The organism is Gardnerella vaginalis ATCC 14018 = JCM 11026 (genome assembly GCF_001042655.1).
GTDB lineage: Bacteria > Actinomycetota > Actinomycetes > Actinomycetales > Bifidobacteriaceae > Bifidobacterium > Bifidobacterium vaginale.
In genome coordinates this window covers 1,294,619-1,316,707 of the sequence record NZ_AP012332.1, presented here as the reverse complement: position 1 = coordinate 1,316,707, position 22,089 = coordinate 1,294,619, and the positions used below count along the sequence as shown (strand labels likewise).

The window sequence follows — 22,089 nt, the reverse complement described above, 5'->3', positions numbered from 1 at the left end:
GCTCCGACCTACCTTTTCGCTTAGAGCGTAGCGCGAAAAGGTAATTCGGAGCGCTGAGCTTGCTTAGGGTTGAAAGCACGGTGTGCTTTCAACGCAAGCGAAGACGTTCGCGCGCTTAGACCGCGTGCGAGTCGACGATTTCGAGCTGCATAATGCGCGAGAAATCACCTCGACTCGCTGAGCCGCTTAGCGTAGAAGCACGGTGTGCTTCTACGGCGGCGAAGTCGTTCGCACGGCTAATCCGTGCGAACGACATGACCTGCCATGTAGTGCGTTTGTACCTGATTTACGGCGTGTCTCTATACAATCACACTACATAAAGCTGTAGTGCGATTGTATCTAATTTGGGCATTTTTTGGTACAATCGCACTACGAGGTTACATACAAACGCAAGCCAGTTGATAGAATTGTGTTTATGTGTACGGAAGATTCTGCGCTAGATGCTGTTCAATCGTTGCTTGATGGCAGTCTTAAAAACACCAGCGAACGTCACACCAATGTTTTGTTGGTGTTTGGCGCTCCAAATTCTGGAAAGTCAAGTTTCGCTCTAAACGCTCTTCTATGCGGTTTGCGAGCTAATTGGAAGAATACGCAGGACTCTAAATACGATGAAGCCGTACAGCTTTTACTCAAATATGCGATTCGCACTGATTTTGCTATCGCCGCAGCTCAGAATCGTGCAACTGCCGCACGCATGTCTAACTACGTAATAAGCAATCTTGGTGTTTCATACCAGTCTCGTCCAGTTGGCACTCTTTCCGCTTTTGCATTCAGCCTGATTTCCGCACGAAATAAGCTTTTTGGAATGCCCTCTCCTAAATTGCTTAACGGCGCTGAACAAGATGCGATTCTTCGCGAAATAGTGCGAATGCATGTTAATCATGTTTTGCAAGGCGATAGCGGTGATTGCAAAATCTGCTCGCTTTTTAACGATTATTTTTCTGGAGAGTATTCTAAATCTTTGCAAGATGGTGATTATAAATCACATGATTCTTGGATTTACGTAATATCGCAGTTGCAAAACAGTGATAATCTTATGGATTCGTTCGACTCTACAGATTATCGGAATGCACATAATGCTTATAATGCTCAAAATACTCAGGATTTGCCAATAAATAGTGCTTTCATTCATCAACTTCGCGATATGCTCGCTCGGTTAGACGAAATGGGAATTGTAAGCGAATCTGCAGAGTTGCAAATATTAAATAGCCTTAATTTTCAGTCGCATTTGCAATCCGGCTCTAGTTCCGATTTGCTTGCAACTTTGCAGGCGGATTTGCAATCTTCTAGCATTGCTAATCGTTTGCGTGTGCAATGGAATTTGGCTTTTGCACTTCGTAGTCAGTATGCGGATTGTGTGCGGAAAAAATATCCAAATGCTTTTAGATTAGATTCTTCTAAACTTTTGGCTAACGGTGTTCAAATTTTGAATGAGATTTTTAAGAGTTTATATGATGATAATACAGAAGAATCGTCGGTTGCTTGCGACTATTCAGCTGACTCTTCAAAGGATTTTTCTAAAGAATTATTTGCGCTTAAATGTTCACTTCCACGTCTTTTGGTGGTAGATGATTTTCATGATGTAACACTTGCTGGACTTGCATTTCTTGAGTCTCTATCTAGTTTGGGCGTTCGTATTGTTTTAACGGCAAACCCAGACGAATCTGTGCAATCCTTCCGTGGATCATACCCAGATTATGTGGTTGAAGCTGCTCAGCATGGTGTTATGCAAGCAGCGGTACTTAAAATTTGTGACTATAGGATTGACGGTGTAGCTGAGTCTTACAATGATCCCAATGATCCCAATGATTCCAATGACTATGTAGATTCTTCAAATACTTCAGATTTGCTAAAACAAAATAGTCGCTCAATTCCACTGAGTCTTTTTTCATCTAGGGTTTCGCTTTCAATCCCTTCGCTTATGCCAACGCCAACGCCTATCGCCCGCAGGGCTTGGAAAATGGCAAATATTCAAGGCGCTTTTCCTATAGAAAAAATCGAATCAAATTCGCAAGAAACAGAAAATTCTTCGGTTTCTGGCGACTTGTATCGTACTGCGCGCGAAGAAATGGATTGTGTTATTTGGCAAATAAAACGCGCTCACTTAGATCACAAAATCCCGTGGAAAAATATGGCTGTGATTGCTCACGATAATGCTACTGTTCGTGCTTTTGGCGAGCGACTTCGCAAAGATGGTGTTCCTGTGCGATACTCGTCCGTTACTCGCGCTCTCAGGGAAGAGCCGTTTATAAAAGCATTGTTTGCGCTTATTGAATTGGCGCAATTTAGCCAAAATAGCGTGGATAATTTAGCTAAAGACGTATCTTTAGGAACTCGCACTATTTCTTCGATTGCGCGTTTTGTGAAAAGTCGCATAAAAACCATAATGGATAGTCCCCTGATAGATTCAGATAATTATAATTGTGCTGATTTAAGTGCTGTAGAAGCGCTTATGCGTTCCATTGTCTCTCTTAGTGACATGGTTACATCTAAGGAAAATTCCCCTCTTAGCGTTCTTATAAGACAGTGGGATTTACTGCAAAATCAGCTTTTAAACAAGACTGATTCTAAGAATGATGGTTTGGATGCTAATTTTAACTTCGACAATCGTATTTTTGATTCAAATCCAAACCCTAATTCCACGCGATTTAGTGTTGATTCCTGCTATCTTCTGATAATTAAAGCGCTTATTGATAGTTGTGCTATTGATAAATCAATGGATTGTGATGATTTTAGTGTTGATTCCTGCGATTCTGATTTATTGGATAAGTCACCAGCTGATAAGTCACCAGCTAACCAAACTCAATCTGATCAAACTACAGAAATTTTTTCTGTTTTGCAAAAAATGCGCCCAAACAGTGTTCATCTTCGTACTTTAATGCGCGTTTTTAAAATCACGTCTAAACTGTCTAAGATTTTAAAACAAGATTTAGCAAAAATTCAAAATAGTGAAACAAACGAGGCTAGTTACATACTTGGGCAGGCGTGGAATCTTTGTAATTGCGCTAAAAAGTGGCAGATTCAAGCGCTTAAAAACAACGATGAAGGTCGTCTTGCAAACGATAGACTAGATGCTGCTATGCGATTATTTGAGTATGCTAATTCGTTTAATTACATAGATTCGCGTGCGGATTATTACGAGTCGTCGGTTGCTGGCGACTATTATGCAGCGGCACCAACAATCACACAGTTTATTGATCAAGTTCGTCAAATGGAAATTGAAGCTGATTCTCTTGCCAGTGTTGCTCCTGCTCCTGATTCTGTAACGCTCACAACTCCGTCTGGCTCGGTTGGTTCTCGCTGGGATTATGTGTGGATTCCAGCCGTACAGCAGCGAGTTTGGCCAAATACTGCGGCTAGAAGCACAATGTTTGGGTCAGAAACTCTAGTAAACATGGTGTTAAATAATAGGATTTTCGGCTCAGTAAACCTTAAATCTAATAATTCTAAAAAATCATCATTATTAGATGAATACGCTAATCCTACTGGAATTTGCGTAAACGATAGACAAGCGATTTTTACTGGAGAGCAGCGAAGCTTTTTAATGGCGATTACGCGCGCCAACCGTCATCTATTTATAAGCGCGGTTAATAGTGATGATTGTGTTCCTTCTGATTTTCTCTACTACTATTTGCCAGAAATATATTGGCGTAATGCGGATGGAAGTAGTGAATACACTGATTTCTGTGAAGATTTTGCTGTAATGGATGCGGATCCTAGAGGGCTTGTTGCTTCGGCGCGAACACAAATAGCGCGTGCAATATATGAATCAGAAAATAGTCACAACTTAGACGAAAATCCTACTGTTAAAGATGCTTTAACAGCGTTGAATCTTTTGAAAAATAATGGAGTGGATTCGGCAAATCCAGAAAATTGGGATTTTATTCGTAAAAATTACGGTTCTAAGACCGAAGAGAAATCTATTGAAAACGAATCAAAATCAAACTTAGTCACACTATCTCCATCAATGGTGGATAGTCTTTGGTCATGTCCAGTCTGTTGTCTTTTAGAACGAAAATTTGCAGGTCCTACACGTGGAGGAACGGCAGCACAATTCGGCACGCTTATTCACGAAACTGCTAGATGGGCAAGTCAAGATGAGCATTTAGACAACGAGTATTTACGCGAAAAATATCCACAATTGCAAGCGTTTGCTGCGATTAAAAATAACAAAGTTAGCGAATTTCCTGACTTTGATTTTTCGTTTGAATCTATAAGCGCTTTACAAAAAAAGGCTATTGAAGATGTTGCAAACACTATGATTGAGCATTATTATTCGATTTGCCCAAGCGATTCCAATATTTCAGACGTAAAAGACCGATATCGTTTTATAAAAAATGATTTAAATGTTCGACGAGCGCTTTATACGATTGCTCAATATTTTGTAGGTTCTTTAACTGGATCAAACTACCCGATTATGGCAAAAAAAGATGAAGACGGTGTGGTTACTGATATTTTACCAGCGTTAGAAAGGTCGAAGTCTGCAAAACCTACAATTGCAGACGTCGATTTGGGGAATCTTGAACATGCTTATTGCGAGTGCAATATAAATGCCACTTTTGGATTCGACGATATTTTAAACGCCTATAATCGTGCGTCTAAAACGCAAACAAGCTTGGAAGATCTTTATTCAATAATGGGATTCTTAGTAGGTGGATGGCAAAATGGCGCGTCTAGCGATTTGCGAGTGAGGATTCAAGGTCGAATTGACCGCATGGAAATTAGAAAGTTAAATGACAATACGGAACAAATTCGCTTAATCGACTATAAAACAGGAAAAGTTCCTAAAACGCAGCAGGTGTTTAACGATTTACAACTTATCTGCTATCAGCTTGGGATTGTGTTTTGTAACGAAAACGTTGAAGACGTTAAACAATTGCTTAAGTTTAAGCATACAAAAATCGCGCGAAGTGCGCTGTTTCACGTTGTATACAAAGATTCTCCTGCGCAAGATAATGGTGTTGCAGAAAACATTTGTCAGCCGTCTTTGTTTGATGCTGATGGCGCGTTGAGCACTAAAGGACTGATAAGTCGATACAGGTATGCGGATGATAATCGTCTTTACGAGCTTCCAGATATTGATGCGCAAAATCCTGCGGACGGTGTGAGCCAGAATGCGTGGTCGGATTTTGTAAACCTGCCTATGAGAACAAAATGGTCTCTTATGATGATATCTCGAGTATTCTTTGCTGCTTCTGCTGTTAAGTCAACCAGTTTTGTTGTTGAGCCAAAAGCAGACCATAAAAATCATTGCAGATGTTTAGATGTATGTCCTGGTTGCGCTGGAAAAGTGGACACGGTTTACGAAATGATTGAAGGTAAAAATGAATAATAACAACGTTAACGCCGTAAAATCCACGCCTAATAGTGCTCCAAGTTTAGAGCAAAAAAACGTTATAGAAGCGCCGATTAATCAGGACGTTCTAATAGTTGCTGGAGCTGGCAGCGGCAAAACATACACTATGACTCGCCGCGTAATACATTTAATTAAAAGCAAAGTTCCGCCAGAGTCCATATTGGGATTAACCTTTACAAATAAGGCGGCTGCGGAATTGCTAAGTCGCGTTTCTGCAGAGGTGAGTGCAAGCGGTGCAAATGGCGCAAAGTCATTCTTAAAGCCAGAAGTGATGACGTACGACGCGTTCTTTCAATCAATCGTAAGAAGATACGGGCTTTTGGTTGGCTTTAATCAAAACACAATGCCATTAAGCGATGCTGGCGCGATGGAAATCATAAAAAGTATAATCGGAAAATATTTAGATAATCCACAAAATCACAATAAAAATTTAAACAAATTATATGATTTTGACACGTTATGTTCAGATGTTATGAAACTTTGTGCTGAAATATCATGCTCAATGATAGGTGTAGATGCGCAAGGAAACACTTGTTCCAGTGTGCCTCAAGCAGTACAAAAAATACGAGAGTGGAATAACGAGTTTGCAGAACACTTAAAAAATGTCATAGGAAACAAGAAAGTCGAATCGCCATTACCTGCTAAATCACCAGCAATACCAAAATACAAAAAAGTCAAAAAAACTGCTGGAATGAGTGCGGAAGACGTTACAAAAACATCTTCAGAAAAATTTAAACAAGCGTGTAAAAAATACGAAAAATATTGGGATGATTCATGCTTGCAACTTTGCGTGAACCTATACAACTCATGTGTAAAAAGAGACATACTGTTAGATCTTGTTTTGCAATTTGACGCTGAAAAAAAGCGCGTAAACATGGCACAATTTAGCGATTTTACAATCGCAGCCTACTATTTGGTTACACATTTTCCTTCGATTTGTGCGCAATACAGGAATCAATATTCGCAAGTTCTTTTAGACGAATATCAAGATACTTCTACAACGCAAGCAATGCTTATAAATACGCTGTTTCATGCGGAGAATGATGCGGAGAATGATGCGGAGAATGGTGGCGATAATGATGGCGATTTTGCGGCGTCAAAGCGTACACACGTTATGGCAGTAGGAGACCCATTCCAAGCAATCTACTCGTTTAGAGGAGCGTCTACAGGAGCTTTCTGCAAATTTGAACAAGACTTTAATATAAACAAACAAAACAAATATTCGCTAACTGTTACACGCAGAAACTCGCTTTTTATACTAAAAGTTGCAAACGCACTAACTGAGCCGATGCGCGGAGAAAATGGCGATAATTCAACGCAAAACGCAAGTCGTAGATTTAGCAGCATTGACGATCGCGAAGTGCAAGTAGAAACTTTAAAGCCAAAAGAGGATGCATCAAATGGCACGATTGCAGCGCTATTTATGCCATCTCAGGCAGAAGAAATTGATGCAGTAGTGCGATTCGCTAAGAAAATCGTTGAAAAATATGGCGAAAATCCGCTTGAGCCGCAACTTGCAATTCTTTTTAGAAGTAAAGCAAATATGCCAAAATATGCTGAAAAATTAGAATCAGCAGGTATAAGAACAAGCATAGTAGGATACTCATCGTTAATCGAAAAGCCAGCAGTTAAAGATGTGTTAAGCCTCCTAAAAGTAGTGCAAGATCACAGCGACTCAAACTCACTTATGCGACTTCTAGCCACACCTCGTTTTGCGCTATCTACCGATGATTTGGGGGCATTAGCTGCAATCGCAAATAGCGCCAACACGGAATATCTTTACAACATTTACTCGTCGGCAGGATTATTAGAAGCAGATCTTCCTAAAAGTCAGTGGGATTCTGCCGTTCGCAATCTTAGAAACAAGGCGAATAGTGGGGAAATATCTGGGCAAGTCATAAATATTTATGGCGGAGTTTATTTAGCAGACCTAATAATGCGTGATTTTTCCACAAAAAACGACCAGTGGGTTAATCAAATGCAGCAAAAACTTAGCATTGGAGGATTTGATGCAGTAAAAAGACTTAGTAAAATCCTACATAATGTAGAAGGCATACAAAGAAACTCGCTAACAAACGTAATGCAAGCCGCTGTTCAAGCTCTTAATGTAGACATAGATACAGCAGTGGGGTCTGCCTTAAAATACAAGGATTTTAGCAACCAAATCATGCTGGACGACATGCGTAGTGTGTTAGATTCTCTAAATGCAATTGTAGAAACATATATTCAGGAAATGGGCGAGTGGCAGGACGTAAGTTTGCGCGGACTAATAAGCTGGATTGACTCAGCAAAAAATCTTGATTCTCAGTCAGGATCCTCTGTTTCATCTTCGTCTCAAACAGAACCAGCGCAAGTCGTGCTAATGACAGTTCACCAATCCAAAGGATTGCAATGGCCTGCTGTTGCTGTAGTTGGTCTAAATGAGGGCGCTTTTCCAAGTAATCAAGGAGATTCGCTAAAAGTTGATGATAATGGGCAGGCTAGCGCTCGCATACCGATTGAGTTTGGTGCAAGCGTGCCTTGCGCATTGCGCGTGGATGCCAACATTTTGCCGCATTTTCCGCATACAGTCACGCGCGCGGAGGCAATGCACCCAGAAAAAGCAATGCAAAGTTTAGATAGTGTGCAAAAGATTTTTGACGAGATTAAGCCAGATAGAATCAAAGCTTTGTGCGATTTTGCGGAGGCAGTTAAAGAAGTAGATTCTTGCGATTCTTCGGATTCTGGCGATTTTTTGAGCGAAGAAACGCGCCGCGTGTATAACGCGTATAAATCCCAGCAAAACGTTGATTCTATGCCATTTACGCAAAGTGAGGAGCGCGGAATTCAGCTTCACATGGATGAGCGTCACCTTATGTATGTTGCTCTTACGCGCGCAAAGTTCGCTGCTCTTTTAACAGGATCAGCTACATCTGGAGATAGCGCTCAAAGTGGCAGAAAGCGCAGTGCGTCAGTGTTTCTTAACGAATCAATAAATGCTATTAAAAATCTCAATGGAGCTATCAAAGTCCAACGCTGTGATTCAAATGAGGAAAATAAAACAGAATCGAAAGAATCTGAAGAATATGAAGAACAGGATGTTTTCGGTTTTATAGCTGGAGACGATGCTCAGGAATTTGCTGCAGAATTTAGCAAAATCGCGCCTCAGTCTGACTCATCAAGTTTAGAGCCAACACTTAAATGGCCTTGTACGTTGAGCAGTACTATAGAAAAATCCTTAATAGAATCAGCAAAACTCGTAGAAAACTGCGATTCTGATTTAGAATCCGTATACGATTCATCCATAAACACAAACCCTAAATCGTTGCTCTATAAGGCAAAAATTTTCATACAAGACGCGGACTTAACATCACAAAATGACTGCGACTATTCGCTAGAAGAATTAGCCGAAAAAGTGAATAAAATATCTAGCGGATCAAGACTAAACGTAACATCGTTGCAAAAAATAAGTAAAATCGCACAAAATGCAAAAACAAGCGTTTACAACAATCTATTGGCTTGCATTAGACCAATCCCGTCCATTCCTTCAATAGATGCAAACCTGGGCACAAAATTCCACGCTTGGGCGCAACAGTTTGTAGACTCAGCAACACCGAGCGAATCTTGTGAATGCTACGAGTGGAAAAACATTGTAAAACATGGAATATCGTTAGAAAAAACGCCTGAAAACAGACAAAAAGTTATAGATGATTTTAATCAAAGTTGCAAAGATTCAGATTCGCAAAGCTGCGCATTAAATCAATGGAAGCAACGGCTTATAGAATCGCGTTGGGCAAAACGAGTGCCGCTAGCTGCAGAAATGCCGATTTTAATGCAAATCGATAATACGGAATTTGCAAATAGAATCATCAACGGCACTTTGGATGCTGTTTTTGCAGGAGGACTAGACGCTAGCGATACTACAAAACTCTACACAATCGTTGACTGGAAGACGGGAAAGCGGCCAAAAAGCGCGGAAGATATTCGCCTAAAACTAGAGCAGCTCGACTGGTATAGGATGCTGCTAGCGCGCGCAACAAACGTTGATTTAAGATGCATTGACGCCACTCTTTACTACGTTAGCGAGGCGCGTGCGGAAAATCGCGAGATTCACGCATTGTGTAAAACGCGCGACGAAATTTTGAGTGAAGCGTCTTTTTAAAATCAACTTTTTTGATAATCTAAAAGTAGAATATAAGCCGATTTAAGTTAGTAAAAGTAAAGTTAGTAAAAGTAAAAGAAGGACAAAATGACGGTTGAGTTTCGTCCAGTTAAAATTAACGACATTGACGCAATCATAGAAGAATACGAGCGCACATGGGGGATTGCGAATGCTGTTGGAGCAGACGCTTCGCGCAATCTTTCTAGGCGATTCGTGCTGCACTATTTAGAGCCATCCACGTTTGGAACTGTTGCAACGATAAACGGCAAATTTATGGGACTTTTGCTTGCGCGCGTGTACGGAGATAAAGTGCTGTTTAAGCAAGTTAAGAAGATGCTAGAAGAGCAAGAAGCAAAGATGGCTATTAAAGGCGATTCTTCGCACGCAAAAGCGTTGGATTCTGCGATTGGCATGGGCCAGATTGAGCGCAAGTTAGAGGCGATGAGCCATATTAACGACTTGACTCAGGCAGAGTTGGAGCTTTTTATTGTTTCTCCAGACGCTCGCGGGCACGGAGTCGGTGGCGGATTGTGGAAGCGCACAATGCAACATTTGCGCAGCCGCGGAGTGAATCGCTACTTTTTGCACACAGATACGGCTTGCGATGTTAGTTTCTACGATTATCACGGGCTTAGGCGAGATGCTACGTGGGCTAAAAAGGATCATGAGAAGTATGCGAACCGCGTAAAAGACCTCGTTGAGGACTTGTACATATATTCGGGTGAGCCGTTTGTAAACCGCACCAAGCGCTTTGACTGAGCTTGAAATTGCATAACGCATTTCAAGCTCCTTCAAAGCGTGATTTGGCTCAAGAATAAAGTCCAGTGGACTTTACACTTAAGTGGCTCAGCGAATCGAAGTGACTTCTCGCGCATTATGCAGCTCGAAGTCGTCGATTCGCACAACGCTCTGCCTCTTACGTGTATTCTGTTGTTGCGGTTGTTCCGATTTGACTTTTTTGTTTTGTTTTTTGGTTTAAGTTTGTTTGTAGGCGTGAGCCAGTGTGTTGTTTACTATCGGCTGCCGCTCTTATACTGTTCGACCAAGAATCACCCAGCCCTCTTACTTGCTTGAACAATTGCGTGATTTTCATCATCGAGATTTTTGTGTGTTGCGCGCGTTAATCGCATAAAATTCATCATACAAATTAATCTTAAATTGTATATAACAATTAGTAGAATTTGCTTTACTTTATTATATGAATTTTGTGATTTGGTTTGAACAGAATTCAAAAACAAGATGATGGAGTAAGAGTATGTCTAAGAAGATTCGTGTAGTTAAGCACTATTCTGGCGTTAATTCTGGTGTTGGGGCTGATTCTCAGCCAGTTCTTTCAAAGAGCGTTTGCGCTGCAATGTTGACTGGCGCAATGGTGCTTGGGGGGGGGGGTATTCGTTTCCTCACCTGCCTATGCTGACGGTTATGTAGACGGCACTGGCAACAACATTTATTACGGTTATAAAACAGACGCAAGTTATACAGAAGCTCGTTTCCACATAGAAGTGGATTATTACGATACTCTTGAGCATGCTCAGGCGGGCAAGGATGAAGGTAAAGACCCGCTTGGAAAGTTTGTTCGCGTTCATTATCTTTCTAATTGTGCCAAAAAAGACGGCGCAGCTGACGATTGGCGATTCCGCCCAATGTGGTGGTATGGCGTTCCAAAAGGCTTGAAGAACGTTCAAAATATTACGTATACGCGCGTTGAAAAACTAACAAATCAGCGCGGAAATCAGCCGTTTGTGCCAACTGGCTCTTCGCAGTTTACGTTTACAGATACAAACGGCTACGGCGTTGTGTCTAAGAAAACATATCCTACTCCAAAGCAGTGGAAAAGCATCTCCAACTTCTACTTTGATGAGCAAAATGTGCTTGCAAATAAGGGGTGGAAGCAGCTGCTTGGTCTTAATGGCGGAAGTTACGATAACGCTGGAAATACTGAGGGTCAGTGGGGTGATTATCAGAAGGAAACCGACGGCTTACAGGGCATTTTTGTAGACTGGGAGTCGGCAGGTCAGCGCTTCTATGACATGACTTACGTTGGCGAGATGACGGATGATGCTTGGCAGAAGCGCGATGAGAATCCGCTTCGTTTTGCTGCTGGCGTGTATCGTTTTGCTGGTAACTGGCACTATGCTGTTGGTCAAAAGCACAATACTCCAAAGATTGCGGACCATTTGAAGCTTGTGTATCCAGAGGTTACGAAGGTTAAGGATCCTTCTAATTTGCAGGATGCGGAACAGAAAGCAATTAAAGAAAAAATCACAAAAGCGAATGAAAACACCAAGTACTTCAAAGAATTAGTTGCTGATAATGGTGTTGTTGTGAATAAGGACGGCTCTGCAACTATCACCTTTAAAGATAAGACGACTCGCACTATGCCAGCTAGCTTGCTTGTTTCTAAAGACGAGACTGATAAAGATAAGTACAAGCCAGTCATGCCTGAGCGCACGCCTGTAGTGAATTTGAAGAATCTTACTTCTGATGAAAAAACTAAAATTCGTCAAGCGATTATTGATGCTAATGGTGGTTCATCTCCAAACGAGTTCTTGAAGCATGTGAAGCAAACTAATAGTCAGTATGAAATTCGCGTTCAAGAAGACGGCAGCGCAAAAGTTACTTATGCTGATGGATCAGAGCTTACTATTCCTTCTACAGATTTGGTGTTACAAGGACCAAAAATCTCCGACTGGGCGCCTTACGTTGTGCCGGATGCGATTGAGGTTGAGAATCTTTCAAAATTGACTGACACGGAGAAAAAGCAAGTAACCGATGCTTTCGATAAAGCAAACGCTGACTTGGATGTCTATATTGCAGCTAAGAAAGACGATAAAACTCCTGTAAGCTTTGATAAAGACTTCAAGAATGCCATCATCACCTGGGCAGACGGTTCAACAACAGAGATTCCTTCTTGGCAATTCCTAAAGCAAAAGGCTGCTGAGCAAACTCCTACTCCAAAGCCGCCAACTCCAAAGCCAGCTGAAGAAAAGAAGACGTTCACGGTTGATTTGCCGGATGCACCTGCTCAGGTAAAATTTGATCCATTTGATAAGCATGCTACTGTTGCTCCAGGTTTAATTACAACACTTCAAAATCAGTTAAAGGGTCGTACTGCAAAAGATGCGAACGATCCTAGTAAGTCTGTGACTATAACATCTGCAACGATTAGTATTGCGGATGGTACCGTGACTTTCAAGGCTGATGGATATGAGGATAAGGTTTATCCAATCGGAATCTTCTATAAAAAGGAGGTAACTGGAACTGGTACCCAGAATCCTACGCAGCAGACGCCTACGAGCAAGACTGATACTGACCCTAACAACAACAAAAATACTTATAAATATTTTGTTACTAAGACTCAAATTAATGAATCCAAGGTTTCTGATGTAAAGCCTCAAGAAGCTGCTAAAGCATTAAAGCAGTTTGTTAAAGATAATTACACTGGTTGGACTGAACAAGAATTAGCAAGTGTTACTAGTAACGTAGCTGTTGGTAAAAACTGGACAGCGAAAGCCGGTACAACAAATCTTGAACCATATAACAATGGTAATGGAAGAGTCACATCAATTAGTGTAAATAGTGATAATGGATTAACAGTTACTGGTTATCAGTATGCAGACCAGGATGACGCTAATATTGACGTATCAACTGAGACCCCATTATTTATTATTTCAGCAGATGATTTGTATGCTCCAAATAGTGGAAGCCAGACTCCTACGGACAACACCGTTGAAAAATTGAAATAGCTTGCTAAGCAGCTTCGTGACCAGCGAAAGCAAGCTGGAGAGTTAACAGATGATGCTATAACCACTCTAAAAGCTACTGACACAGATATTGATGGCATGAATAATGAGAAAGCTCTTCGTGAGCTTATCAAGAAGATTGCTGATTATCAGAAGCCAAAGCCAGTTGAGTATACGTACAATTTTGAGAAGTTGACGTTGGATCACGAGGGTGATTTAACTGATGATGATTACAAGAAGATTGTTGTAGAGCAGTTCTTGAAGAAGAACTATACGACGACTGACTGGTCAAAGCTCGCGAATGCTTATTCTAAGAGTGCTACTGTTCTTTCTGGCAACAATGCAAACACATATAACTTAACTCCTGCTGCTGGAACATCCGGTTTGAATATTTACACTGGAGATAAGCAAGCAGGTGGTGTGACGAGTGTTGGTATTGATTCTAGTGGTGATTTAGTTGTTCGCGGCTGGAAAGCAGGCTCTACCGATAGTCATGCGGAAGAACTGATTCGAATTAAGAAAGCTGATTTGTTTACTCCTAAGCCTAAGGATCAAACCTCAACCCCATCTGCTGATGATCTCAAGAAGTTTAAAGAGCAGGCGAAGGAGCTTATTAATCGTAATCCAAAGCTTACTGATAAGCAGAAGGAAGATTACAAGAAGCAGATTGAAAATGCTACTACAAAGGAGCAGATTCAGAATATCCTCAAGCAGGCTAATGATCAGGCTGGTAAGAATAATGTAAAGCCTGAAGACATTAAGAAGAAGGAAAAAGAAGAAAAGGAAAAGCGCGAAAACGAGCAAAAAGAAAAGGATAAGAAGGAGCGCGAAAAGAAGCAAGAAGAGCAAACCACTAAGGATAAGAAGAGTGCTAACGACACTATTGATGGTCTTAGTGATTTAACTCAAGATGAAAAGGATAAGCTCAAGGAAAAGCTGAATGGGAAGAGTGGTGATACTTCCAAGTCTGGTGCTAAGACTCCTGAAGAAGTTCAGCAGATTGTTAACGAAGCTCAAGCTCGAAATGCTGCTCGCAAAGCTATTAAGGATGAGTTACCATTCCTTGATCATGGTACGGGTGCTGAGGGTAAAACCGATACAACCCACGCCGATGATGCTGCTCTTAACGAGTTGCTCGGTACAAAGTCGGGTAAGGATTCAACGCTCACCGATTTGGAAACTGCTCTTGCAAAGACGAATCCTGCTGCCACCGCAGAAGAGATTAAGAATGCTCTTGACACAGCCAAGCGCCAGAACGCAATTAACGAAGAAAATGCTAAGAATTCTGGTCTTGCCAAGCTTGATGCGCTTTTGCAGCAGCTGACCGACGCTGAAAATGGCTTGAATGAGACTCAGAAAGAAGCTGTTAAGCAGAAGGTTGAAGCTGCCAAGACTGCAATCAATGGTGCTAAAGACACTGTAAACAAAGCAACCAAGCCGTCTGATATCAAGACTGCTGTTGATGGCGTGAAGATTGAAGATGCGCTTAAAGAAATCAACACTCAGGTGACTAACGCGCAGCAAAACAACAAACAACAGCAAGAGAACGAAAACAAGGATGCTCTTGCTAACGAAAAGAAAGAGCAAATCGCGCGCATTAATGCAAGCAATCTTTCTGATGCTGACAAGCAGAAGGCTATTGATGATATCAACAATGCAAAAAAGCTTGGCGACCCAACGGGTATTGCTGATCGCGCGCTGAAAGCAAAGAAGATTGCGGATGCTCTTGCTGCTATTGATAAGCTTGGTCATTTGAACAATGCGCAAAAGCAAGCGTATAAAGACATTATCAACGGCACAGCTGCAAAGAATCACGTTGACGATAAAGGCAAAGACACTGGTGTTGACGATATTGACGATGCGCTCGCAAATGCAATCAACACCGATAACGCTATGGCTCGTCTTGAAGAGTTGAAGGTTATTGCGGATAAGTTTGCTAAGGGCGATGCATACAAGAATTCTAATGACGCTAATAAGAAGAAGGCATTTGATGGTGCCTCTACTGCAGCTGGTGCCGTGCTTGACAAAGCTAAGGGCGATCCTAAGGATGCGGATCAGGTTAATGAGCTGTACAAGGATCTTCTTAAGGCAATGCAGGATCTTGACAACACAGTTAAGGGTGCAGGCGTTAAGACCGATGCTCTTGCTGCGGAGATTGACTCCGACAAGAACTTGAAGCCAAGCGAAACTGATCCTAAGACTCCAGGCGATTCTGTTTACAACACTTCTTCTAAAGATAAGAAGGAAGCGTTTGACAAGGCTCTGAAGGATGCAGAAGCTGCTTTGCAAACAGCAAACAGTGATAATGAGGATGCTAAGAAGCCTACTTCCACTCCGCTTACTCCTGATCAAGAAGCTCAAAAGCAGAAGGCTGTTGACGATGCTCTAGACAAGCTTATTAAGGCTCGCCTTGCTTTGGACGGTGTTAACACCAAGCCTTTGCAAGATGAGATTGATAAGAACAACAAGGTTAAGAACTCAGATAAGTATACGTATTCTACTAAAGAAAAGCAGACTGCGTTCGATACAGCTTTGAGCGAAGCTAATGAATTAATCAAGAAGCTGACTGGCGCTGCCGATCAGCAAGCACAACCTGGTCAAGGTACTCAACAGCCAGATCTTAGCACAAAGGAAGCTAAGCAGAAGGCTTTGGATGCGGCTTTGAAGAAGTTGCAAGACGCTGCTAAAGCTCTTGATGGCACGAAACCAATAGAGCCAACTCCAACCCCAAGTCCACTGCCAACTCCTGGTGACGGAACTGGTGCTGGAACTGATAATACTGGTTCTGGTAATGCTGGTTCTGGTAATGCTGGTTCTGGTAATGCTGGTTCTGGTTCTGAAGCAGGTTATGGTGTGAACGATAATGCGCCTACTATTGTAGATAAGGGCGAGTTGAACATTCAGATTGATAGTGCTGAAACTGATTCTAAGCCTGGCAATGCTGGAGCTGGTAACGCAAACGCTGGCTCAGCTACAGGCGCCCAGGGTGGTGCAGGTACATCTTCAGGCTCAGGAATGGGCACTGGCACTGCGGGCGCAGCAAATGCAGGTGTTGACAACAAGGCTGTAAACAACGCTGTAGAAAACGCTCCAGAAGTAAAGCAAGCGGATGCTGCAGTTAAGCAGGCTGCTGCTACGCTAGACGAAGCTTTGGCACAAGCTAAGCGCGTTGCTGCAGATCCGCACGCAACACAAGCGCAAGTTGACGCTGCTGCTGTTAAGCTTGCGGATGCTCGTAAGGCACTTGCGGATGCTCAAGCCAATGCTGCAAAAGTGCGTGCAGCTGTTCGCAGCCGCGTTATAAAGGGCATGCGTTCTCGCGGGAATGCAGGCGTTGCTGCGGGCGCAGACGTTGCTACTGCTGGATTGATGGCAACTATGATTGCTGCAATTGGAGGAGCGTTTGTAACTCGTCGCATGCGCGCAATGCACGCTAATCGCGACTAGCGTTTAGTTGCTACTTATGTAGGTCGTCGCGCGACGACCTACATAAGCGCTTAAAGCGTAGCGCGCGACATTTCCTATTTGGTGTTGCGCGAGGTTTGAGTATTTCTCTCCTCGCAACTCCCGTCGCTACGCTCCTCTTTTATTGCTCGTATAGAAATACATCAAACCTTCTGAATATCTAGAACTTTTGCGTGGCTTTTATCACCGAGATTCTCGATTTTTCTTCTTCATTCGATGAATCACCATCAAAGATGCTGAGGTTCATCTCATTCAGTGCAAAAAATCTCGAATCTCTACCTAGCTTGATGTAATTATGTAGTGCGTTTGTATAACGACACGCCGTAAATTAGGTACAATCGCACTACATGACTGAGTCAAGTGTGGTGGAGATTCGAGATACGCAAAAGTCCTAGCATGTAAGAGGGCTGGGTGATTCTTGGTCGAACAATATAAGAGCGGCAGCCGATACCAAACAATCCAATGAGCCACCACTACAAACAAACCTCAACCCAAAAACAAAATCAAAGACAAAACGGAACAACCGCAACAACAAACTACACGTAAGAGGCAGAGCGTTGTGAGACAAGAAACACCCAGCCCTCGCTTCAACAACAGATAAGGAGAATGTTCGAGCGATACGAGCCGATTTTTGTATATGACAGATACAAAAACCGCGGAAGACTAGTCAATTATAAGACCAGTTAACCGCGGTTTTATTTTTGTTTTTTAGTTTTGATTATGCGCGACGATGGCGAGCGAAGTAAGTGCCGCCTCCGATTGCTGCGATCCCTGCAACAACAGCCGCTAGAGCTGCAACAACCTTAAGTGTAGTGTTGTTGTATGCGCTTTGCGCGCCGTCTTGTGCGCCGCCAGAAGCTTGAGCGTTCTCAGACTCATCCTTGGATTCACTAGATTCACTCTTGGAATCCTTATTGGATTCGCTCTTAGCAGCAGAATCCTTAGCAGCATCTTGTGCTTTAGCAAGATCTTTAGCTGCAGCTTTAGCGCCAGATGCAAGAGCAGCTGCTATGCGGTTAGCGCTGCTTGCGCTAAGAGTGTTAGCGTGTGCTGCGCCTGTAACATTATTCGCTGCAACGCCATTAGCATTTTGAGCATTTGCACCGTTAGCACCGTTAGCATCGTTTGCGCTTTGCGATTGTGCAGCTGGAATAGCAGCGTGGAATCCGAGTTGCTCATTTCCGAACAAGTTGTTTGCGTATCCTGCAAGATACTGGTTGTAGTAGTTTTCGAAGGATTCGCTAGAACTCGTGTTGTTGCTCGTACTGCTGCTAGTGTTATTTTGCGTTGCACTAGTTGAACCAGTATTTTGATTAGCATTGCCTGATTCAGTGTTTTGCTCTTGTGTTCCACTGCCAGTGTTGGTATTAGAACCACCTTCATTATGATGTTCCGGTACCACTGGTGGTGCAGGTACTACTGGTGGTGTAGGTGGTGTTGGTACTGGCACAGGAGCTGGTGGCACAGGAGCAGGTGGCACAGGATCAGGTGGTTCTGGAGCTGGTTCTGGAACAGCCTTGGATAGGCTTTCTGCTGATTTTTGCAACGTGCTAGTAGCAGAACTCAAAGTAGTAGAGCAAGAGTTAAGGGTTGCTAGCATTGTTGTAAAGTTACCAGTTACAGCAGCAAAATTCGCCTGATATGTCACTCGAACTTGTTCAGGAAGAGCAGCTACGGCTGCTGCAAATTTAGTCTTATAAGACTCAACCTTTGTTTGAGCCTGTGTAACCTTAGTTTTAGCAGCTGCAAGAGCAGATTGAGCAGAAGCAACCGTAATCTTAGCTTGCTTAACAGATTCTTTAGCAGCACTAATAGCAGCAATTGCTTTTTCAACATTTTGTTCAGCAGTCTTAACGGCTTCAGCTTTTTCTTTTGCTGTTTGTTTTGCATTCTTAAGCTCAGTTTCGGCGCTAGTTTGCTTTTGTGTTGCTGTGTCAAGATAGCCTTGAGCATCTGCTACCTTTGTTTTAGCAGCTTTAATCTCATTGTCGTGCTTTTGTATTGCTGCAGCAAATCCAGATATCTTTTCAGTTAACTCAGTAACATTCTTATTTGCTGCCGCAAGCGCTTCAACAGCACTATCTTTAGCTTTGATTGCATCTTGAACAGCCTGCTGTGCTTGATCAACCTTCTGCTTAGCTTGTGTAACAGCCTGAGTTAACTCTCCATCAATCTTATTCTTTTGAAGTTGAGCATCATTTTTTGCTGCATCAGCAGCTGTCTTAGCTTGTTTAGCAGTCTGCTCCAGAGTTTTGGCTTTTTCTTTCAGCTGATCGAGCTCACCTTGAAGATTTTGAATCTGCTTATTGCGCTCTTCACTAGTCTGCTGAGCTGCAGTCTGAGCCTTCTGCTCAGCTTCTTTATACTTCTGCTGCGCACTTGTAGCTTCAGTATTTAACCTATTAGCTGTTTCTTGAGCTTGTGTTAAAGCTTTATTTGCTTCTTGAACATCAGTTTTAGCCTGTTCAAACGCAGTATTTGCATTTGTAACAGCCTTCTTAAGCTTTTCTACTTCAGATTTTTTGGAATCAGCAGTGCTTATTGAATTAGTAATATTAGTAATTTTAGATTCGATTTTTTGCACTTCAGATTTTGCTTGACTAAGAAGTCGATTAACAGTCTCTTGCGTAGCTGCCCACGTTACATCAGTTTGGCTATAGTACGCAACAAGTTCTTGAGCTTTTTGCTTAAGAACATCAAGTGCGTTCTTTTCCTGATCTTGCAAACCAACTTCAGGTTTAGCGGCATCTGCAGCGTCTAAGTTGTTAGCATCGCTCATGTTCAAGTCATAATGCAATTTACGAAGCTCATACTTTTTAACAAACAAATCGTAGTTTGCTTTATTCGCTTCAGCATTCAGCTTATTTATAGCGTCATTCTCTTGCAACTCTGCCTTAGCGCTTTCACCAAGGCTACTCTCGTAATTAGCAAGAAGTTGCTTATACTTAGCAATAGTAATCGAAGATTCGTTGCTTCCGTGCCATACAGCTACATCTCCTACAACATCTTCTTTGCTAACTGTAGACTTTCCGTTTACTGTGGTTGTTGTTGTAACTTCTTGCAAGCTTAAGTCGCTTTCAGCGAATCCGCCAGCAGTAATATCTTTGCTAGCAAAATTCGTGTAATGACCCACAGATTCCAAGAAAATGCCCTTGAGTTTACTATTATCATCAGCAGACTCAAACAACTTAGTATCTGGATTCTGCCGCATGTATCGACCCAAATCATAACGATGTTCTTTAAGAACCTTTTTACCAGCATCAGAAATCTTATGAGTTACTTCACTACCTTTTTCGCCAGTTACAAACGTTCCTTCAACAGCCTTGTCGTAACGCTCTTTTTCAACCGTATACCAGCCGCTAAGAGCGTTATATTTTTCAGAATCTACAGAGCAAGACGTATTGCCATTTGCTGTTATATGGCAACTTCCATACTCCTGATTCTTATGATCCTTAGAGTCTCCGTCGTAATTGCCCCACGCAAGATTTTCTGTAGCATTGTACGGGTTAGTTTTCATCACTTCGCTACTCTTATAACCAGGGTGGTTTATTGCATGATCATGATTTGCACCAGAATAGAAGGAGTTTACAATTGACTCTGCAATCAAGCTAAGACGCACGTTAACAGCGCCCAAAGTTGCTTTGTCTTCAGTACTTGCGCTGTTTTTATCGCTATCTTCTTTGCGTAACTTGTTGAGTGCCTCGTAGTAAGTTGCAGCTTCCTTCATGTTTTGCAATGAATCCGCGCCGCCAACTTTACCGAGTTTTACAAGATCCTTATACCACATAGGTACTTCAACGCGGTCTAGAACGTTTTCTGTTTTGTCTCCGTTCTGGACTTGCTTCATGATTTCAACTCTTTCACCGTTCAAAATCTGCTTAGCGCGCTGAGCGTCTGCAAGAAGAGCTTTATCTTCTTTGCTAGTAGAATTTTTATAAGTTTTAATCACATAATCCAAGAATCCATCAAAGTTTGCTGTAGTTGTAGAAGCATTTTTAGCAGCTTCATCTGCAGCATTCTTAGCGTCTTTCACAGCTTTTTCTGTATCGCTCAACTTCTTAGCGTCTGGGTTCTTTTCAAGCGCGTCTTCTGCTGAGTTGAGATTCTTTCCAGCGTTATCTAAATCGTTTTGCTTATTTTTAGCTTCTTTGTCTTTCTTATCCTCATCTTCCTTAGCATCTTTAGCTTTTTGTTCAGCTTCAGATGCTTCACGCTTAAGTCTTTCTACTTCTTCGTTAGTGGTAGTAGTCGGATTATTTAGAGCATCAATCTTATTTTGCTTTTCTTGCTGCTCTTTTTTGTTATTTTCAACAGCGAGATCTGCTTGTTCTTGTTTTGTTTTGGCTCTATCAGCTATATCATCTAAACGAGCTTGTTCCTTCTTTTCGTTTTCTAACTTTTCTTGTGCTTCCTTTAATTTTTTGTCGTAATCGTTTTTCTCGTCTTGCTTAGATTCTAAAGTTCCTTTTGCTTTTTCTAAAGCTGTGTTTTTATCAGTAACATTATTTTCAGCGGTTTTCTTTTCTTCTTCAGCCGCAGCCTGTTCGTTCTCGGCTTTCTTCTTTGCTTCTTCAGCTGCAGTCTGCTTAGCTTGCTCGTCTTTTAAAGCCTTATCTTTTGCAGCTACATCGCCTGCAGCTTCTTCAGCTACTTTCTCTTTGGCGTTAACTTCATTGTTAGCTGCGTTTAAATTGTTGTCAGCTTCGGTCTTTTCTTTATCTGCTTTATCTTTTGACTTGTTAGCAGCATTTAAACCATTCTGAGCTTCTTCGGCAGTGTTCTTGGCTTCAGTTGCCTTTTCGTTTGCTTGCTTAACTTCATTGTCTGCTGTAGTTACATCTTTTTGAGCGTCTTCACTCTTGGACTTTGCATCCTTTATAGCTTGTTCTGCAGCTTCATTTTTCTTTTCTTCTGGCTTCGTTCCCTCGCTATTTCCACCGACTTGCTGGCCTGCAGGAGTGCTGCCAGGTTGATTCTGCCCAGAATTACCACCTTGATTTGTGCTTCCAGGTTGAGGATTTTCATTACCTGAATTGCCACTAGGATTTGCGTTACCACTTTGTGGAGCCTGTACAACAGGTTGTGGATTTGTGCCAGAATTTGGTGGAGTAACTGTTTCAGCGTTGGCAACACCTGCCATGCCGAATAATGCAAGAGAACTTGCGCCTAAAGATATTGCTACGGCAAGCTTAGCGTTCATAACTAACCTCTCCTCTTTCTAATGATTAAAATAGTAGACTCTGCTATTTAAACAAGATTTTGTGCGAGAATCGCAATTTTTGTTCGCTTCCATTGCGATCTTTTTTAAACCTTGCTTCATACGAAAACAGTATACAGCTCTACGGGGGGGTATCAAGTTTTCAATGCGATTTTATCAAATACCT

7 protein-coding genes are annotated in these 22,089 nt (G+C 42.1%); 6 read left to right on the top strand and 1 reads right to left on the bottom strand.

Annotated elements, in window-relative coordinates:
• The first annotated feature begins 415 nt into the window (after positions 1 to 415).
• The 6 genes from GAVG_RS05085 to GAVG_RS07580 all read left to right on the top strand — a co-directional run bounded on the left by GAVG_RS05085 (position 416) and on the right by GAVG_RS07580 (position 16,687).
• Positions 416 to 5,332: a PD-(D/E)XK nuclease family protein gene (locus GAVG_RS05085; protein WP_009993949.1), complete on the top strand. Its 4,917-nt coding sequence runs from the start codon at positions 416 to 418 to the stop codon at positions 5,330 to 5,332.
• Complete coding sequence (locus GAVG_RS05080) at positions 5,325 to 9,497, top strand: ATP-dependent helicase (RefSeq protein ID WP_009993950.1); 4,173 nt, start codon at positions 5,325 to 5,327, stop codon at positions 9,495 to 9,497. The genes GAVG_RS05085 and GAVG_RS05080 overlap by 8 nt, the downstream gene beginning before the upstream one ends.
• Positions 9,498 to 9,584: 87 nt before the next feature.
• Positions 9,585 to 10,256 (top strand): GNAT family N-acetyltransferase, encoded by a 672-nt coding sequence (locus GAVG_RS05075; protein ID WP_013399735.1) that lies wholly within the window; start codon positions 9,585 to 9,587, stop codon positions 10,254 to 10,256.
• Between the two features lie 496 nt (positions 10,257 to 10,752).
• Positions 10,753 to 10,914, top strand: coding sequence for a hypothetical protein (locus GAVG_RS07590; RefSeq protein ID WP_004114498.1), 162 nt, complete (start codon positions 10,753 to 10,755; stop codon positions 10,912 to 10,914).
• Positions 10,874 to 13,243, top strand: coding sequence for a GA module (locus GAVG_RS07585; RefSeq protein WP_331709004.1), 2,370 nt, complete (start codon positions 10,874 to 10,876; stop codon positions 13,241 to 13,243). Before GAVG_RS07590 ends, GAVG_RS07585 begins: the two co-directional genes overlap by 41 nt.
• A gap of 96 nt (positions 13,244 to 13,339) precedes the next feature.
• Positions 13,340 to 16,687, top strand: a complete 3,348-nt coding sequence (locus GAVG_RS07580; RefSeq protein ID WP_009993840.1) for a GA module-containing protein — start codon at positions 13,340 to 13,342, stop codon at positions 16,685 to 16,687.
• Positions 16,688 to 17,423: 736 nt separating this feature from the next.
• On the opposite strand, the gene GAVG_RS05055 is transcribed toward GAVG_RS07580, so the two are convergent.
• Positions 17,424 to 21,905: a hypothetical protein gene (locus GAVG_RS05055; protein WP_009993839.1), complete on the bottom strand. Its 4,482-nt coding sequence runs from the start codon at positions 21,903 to 21,905 to the stop codon at positions 17,424 to 17,426.
• Positions 21,906 to 22,089: the final 184 nt, after the last annotated feature.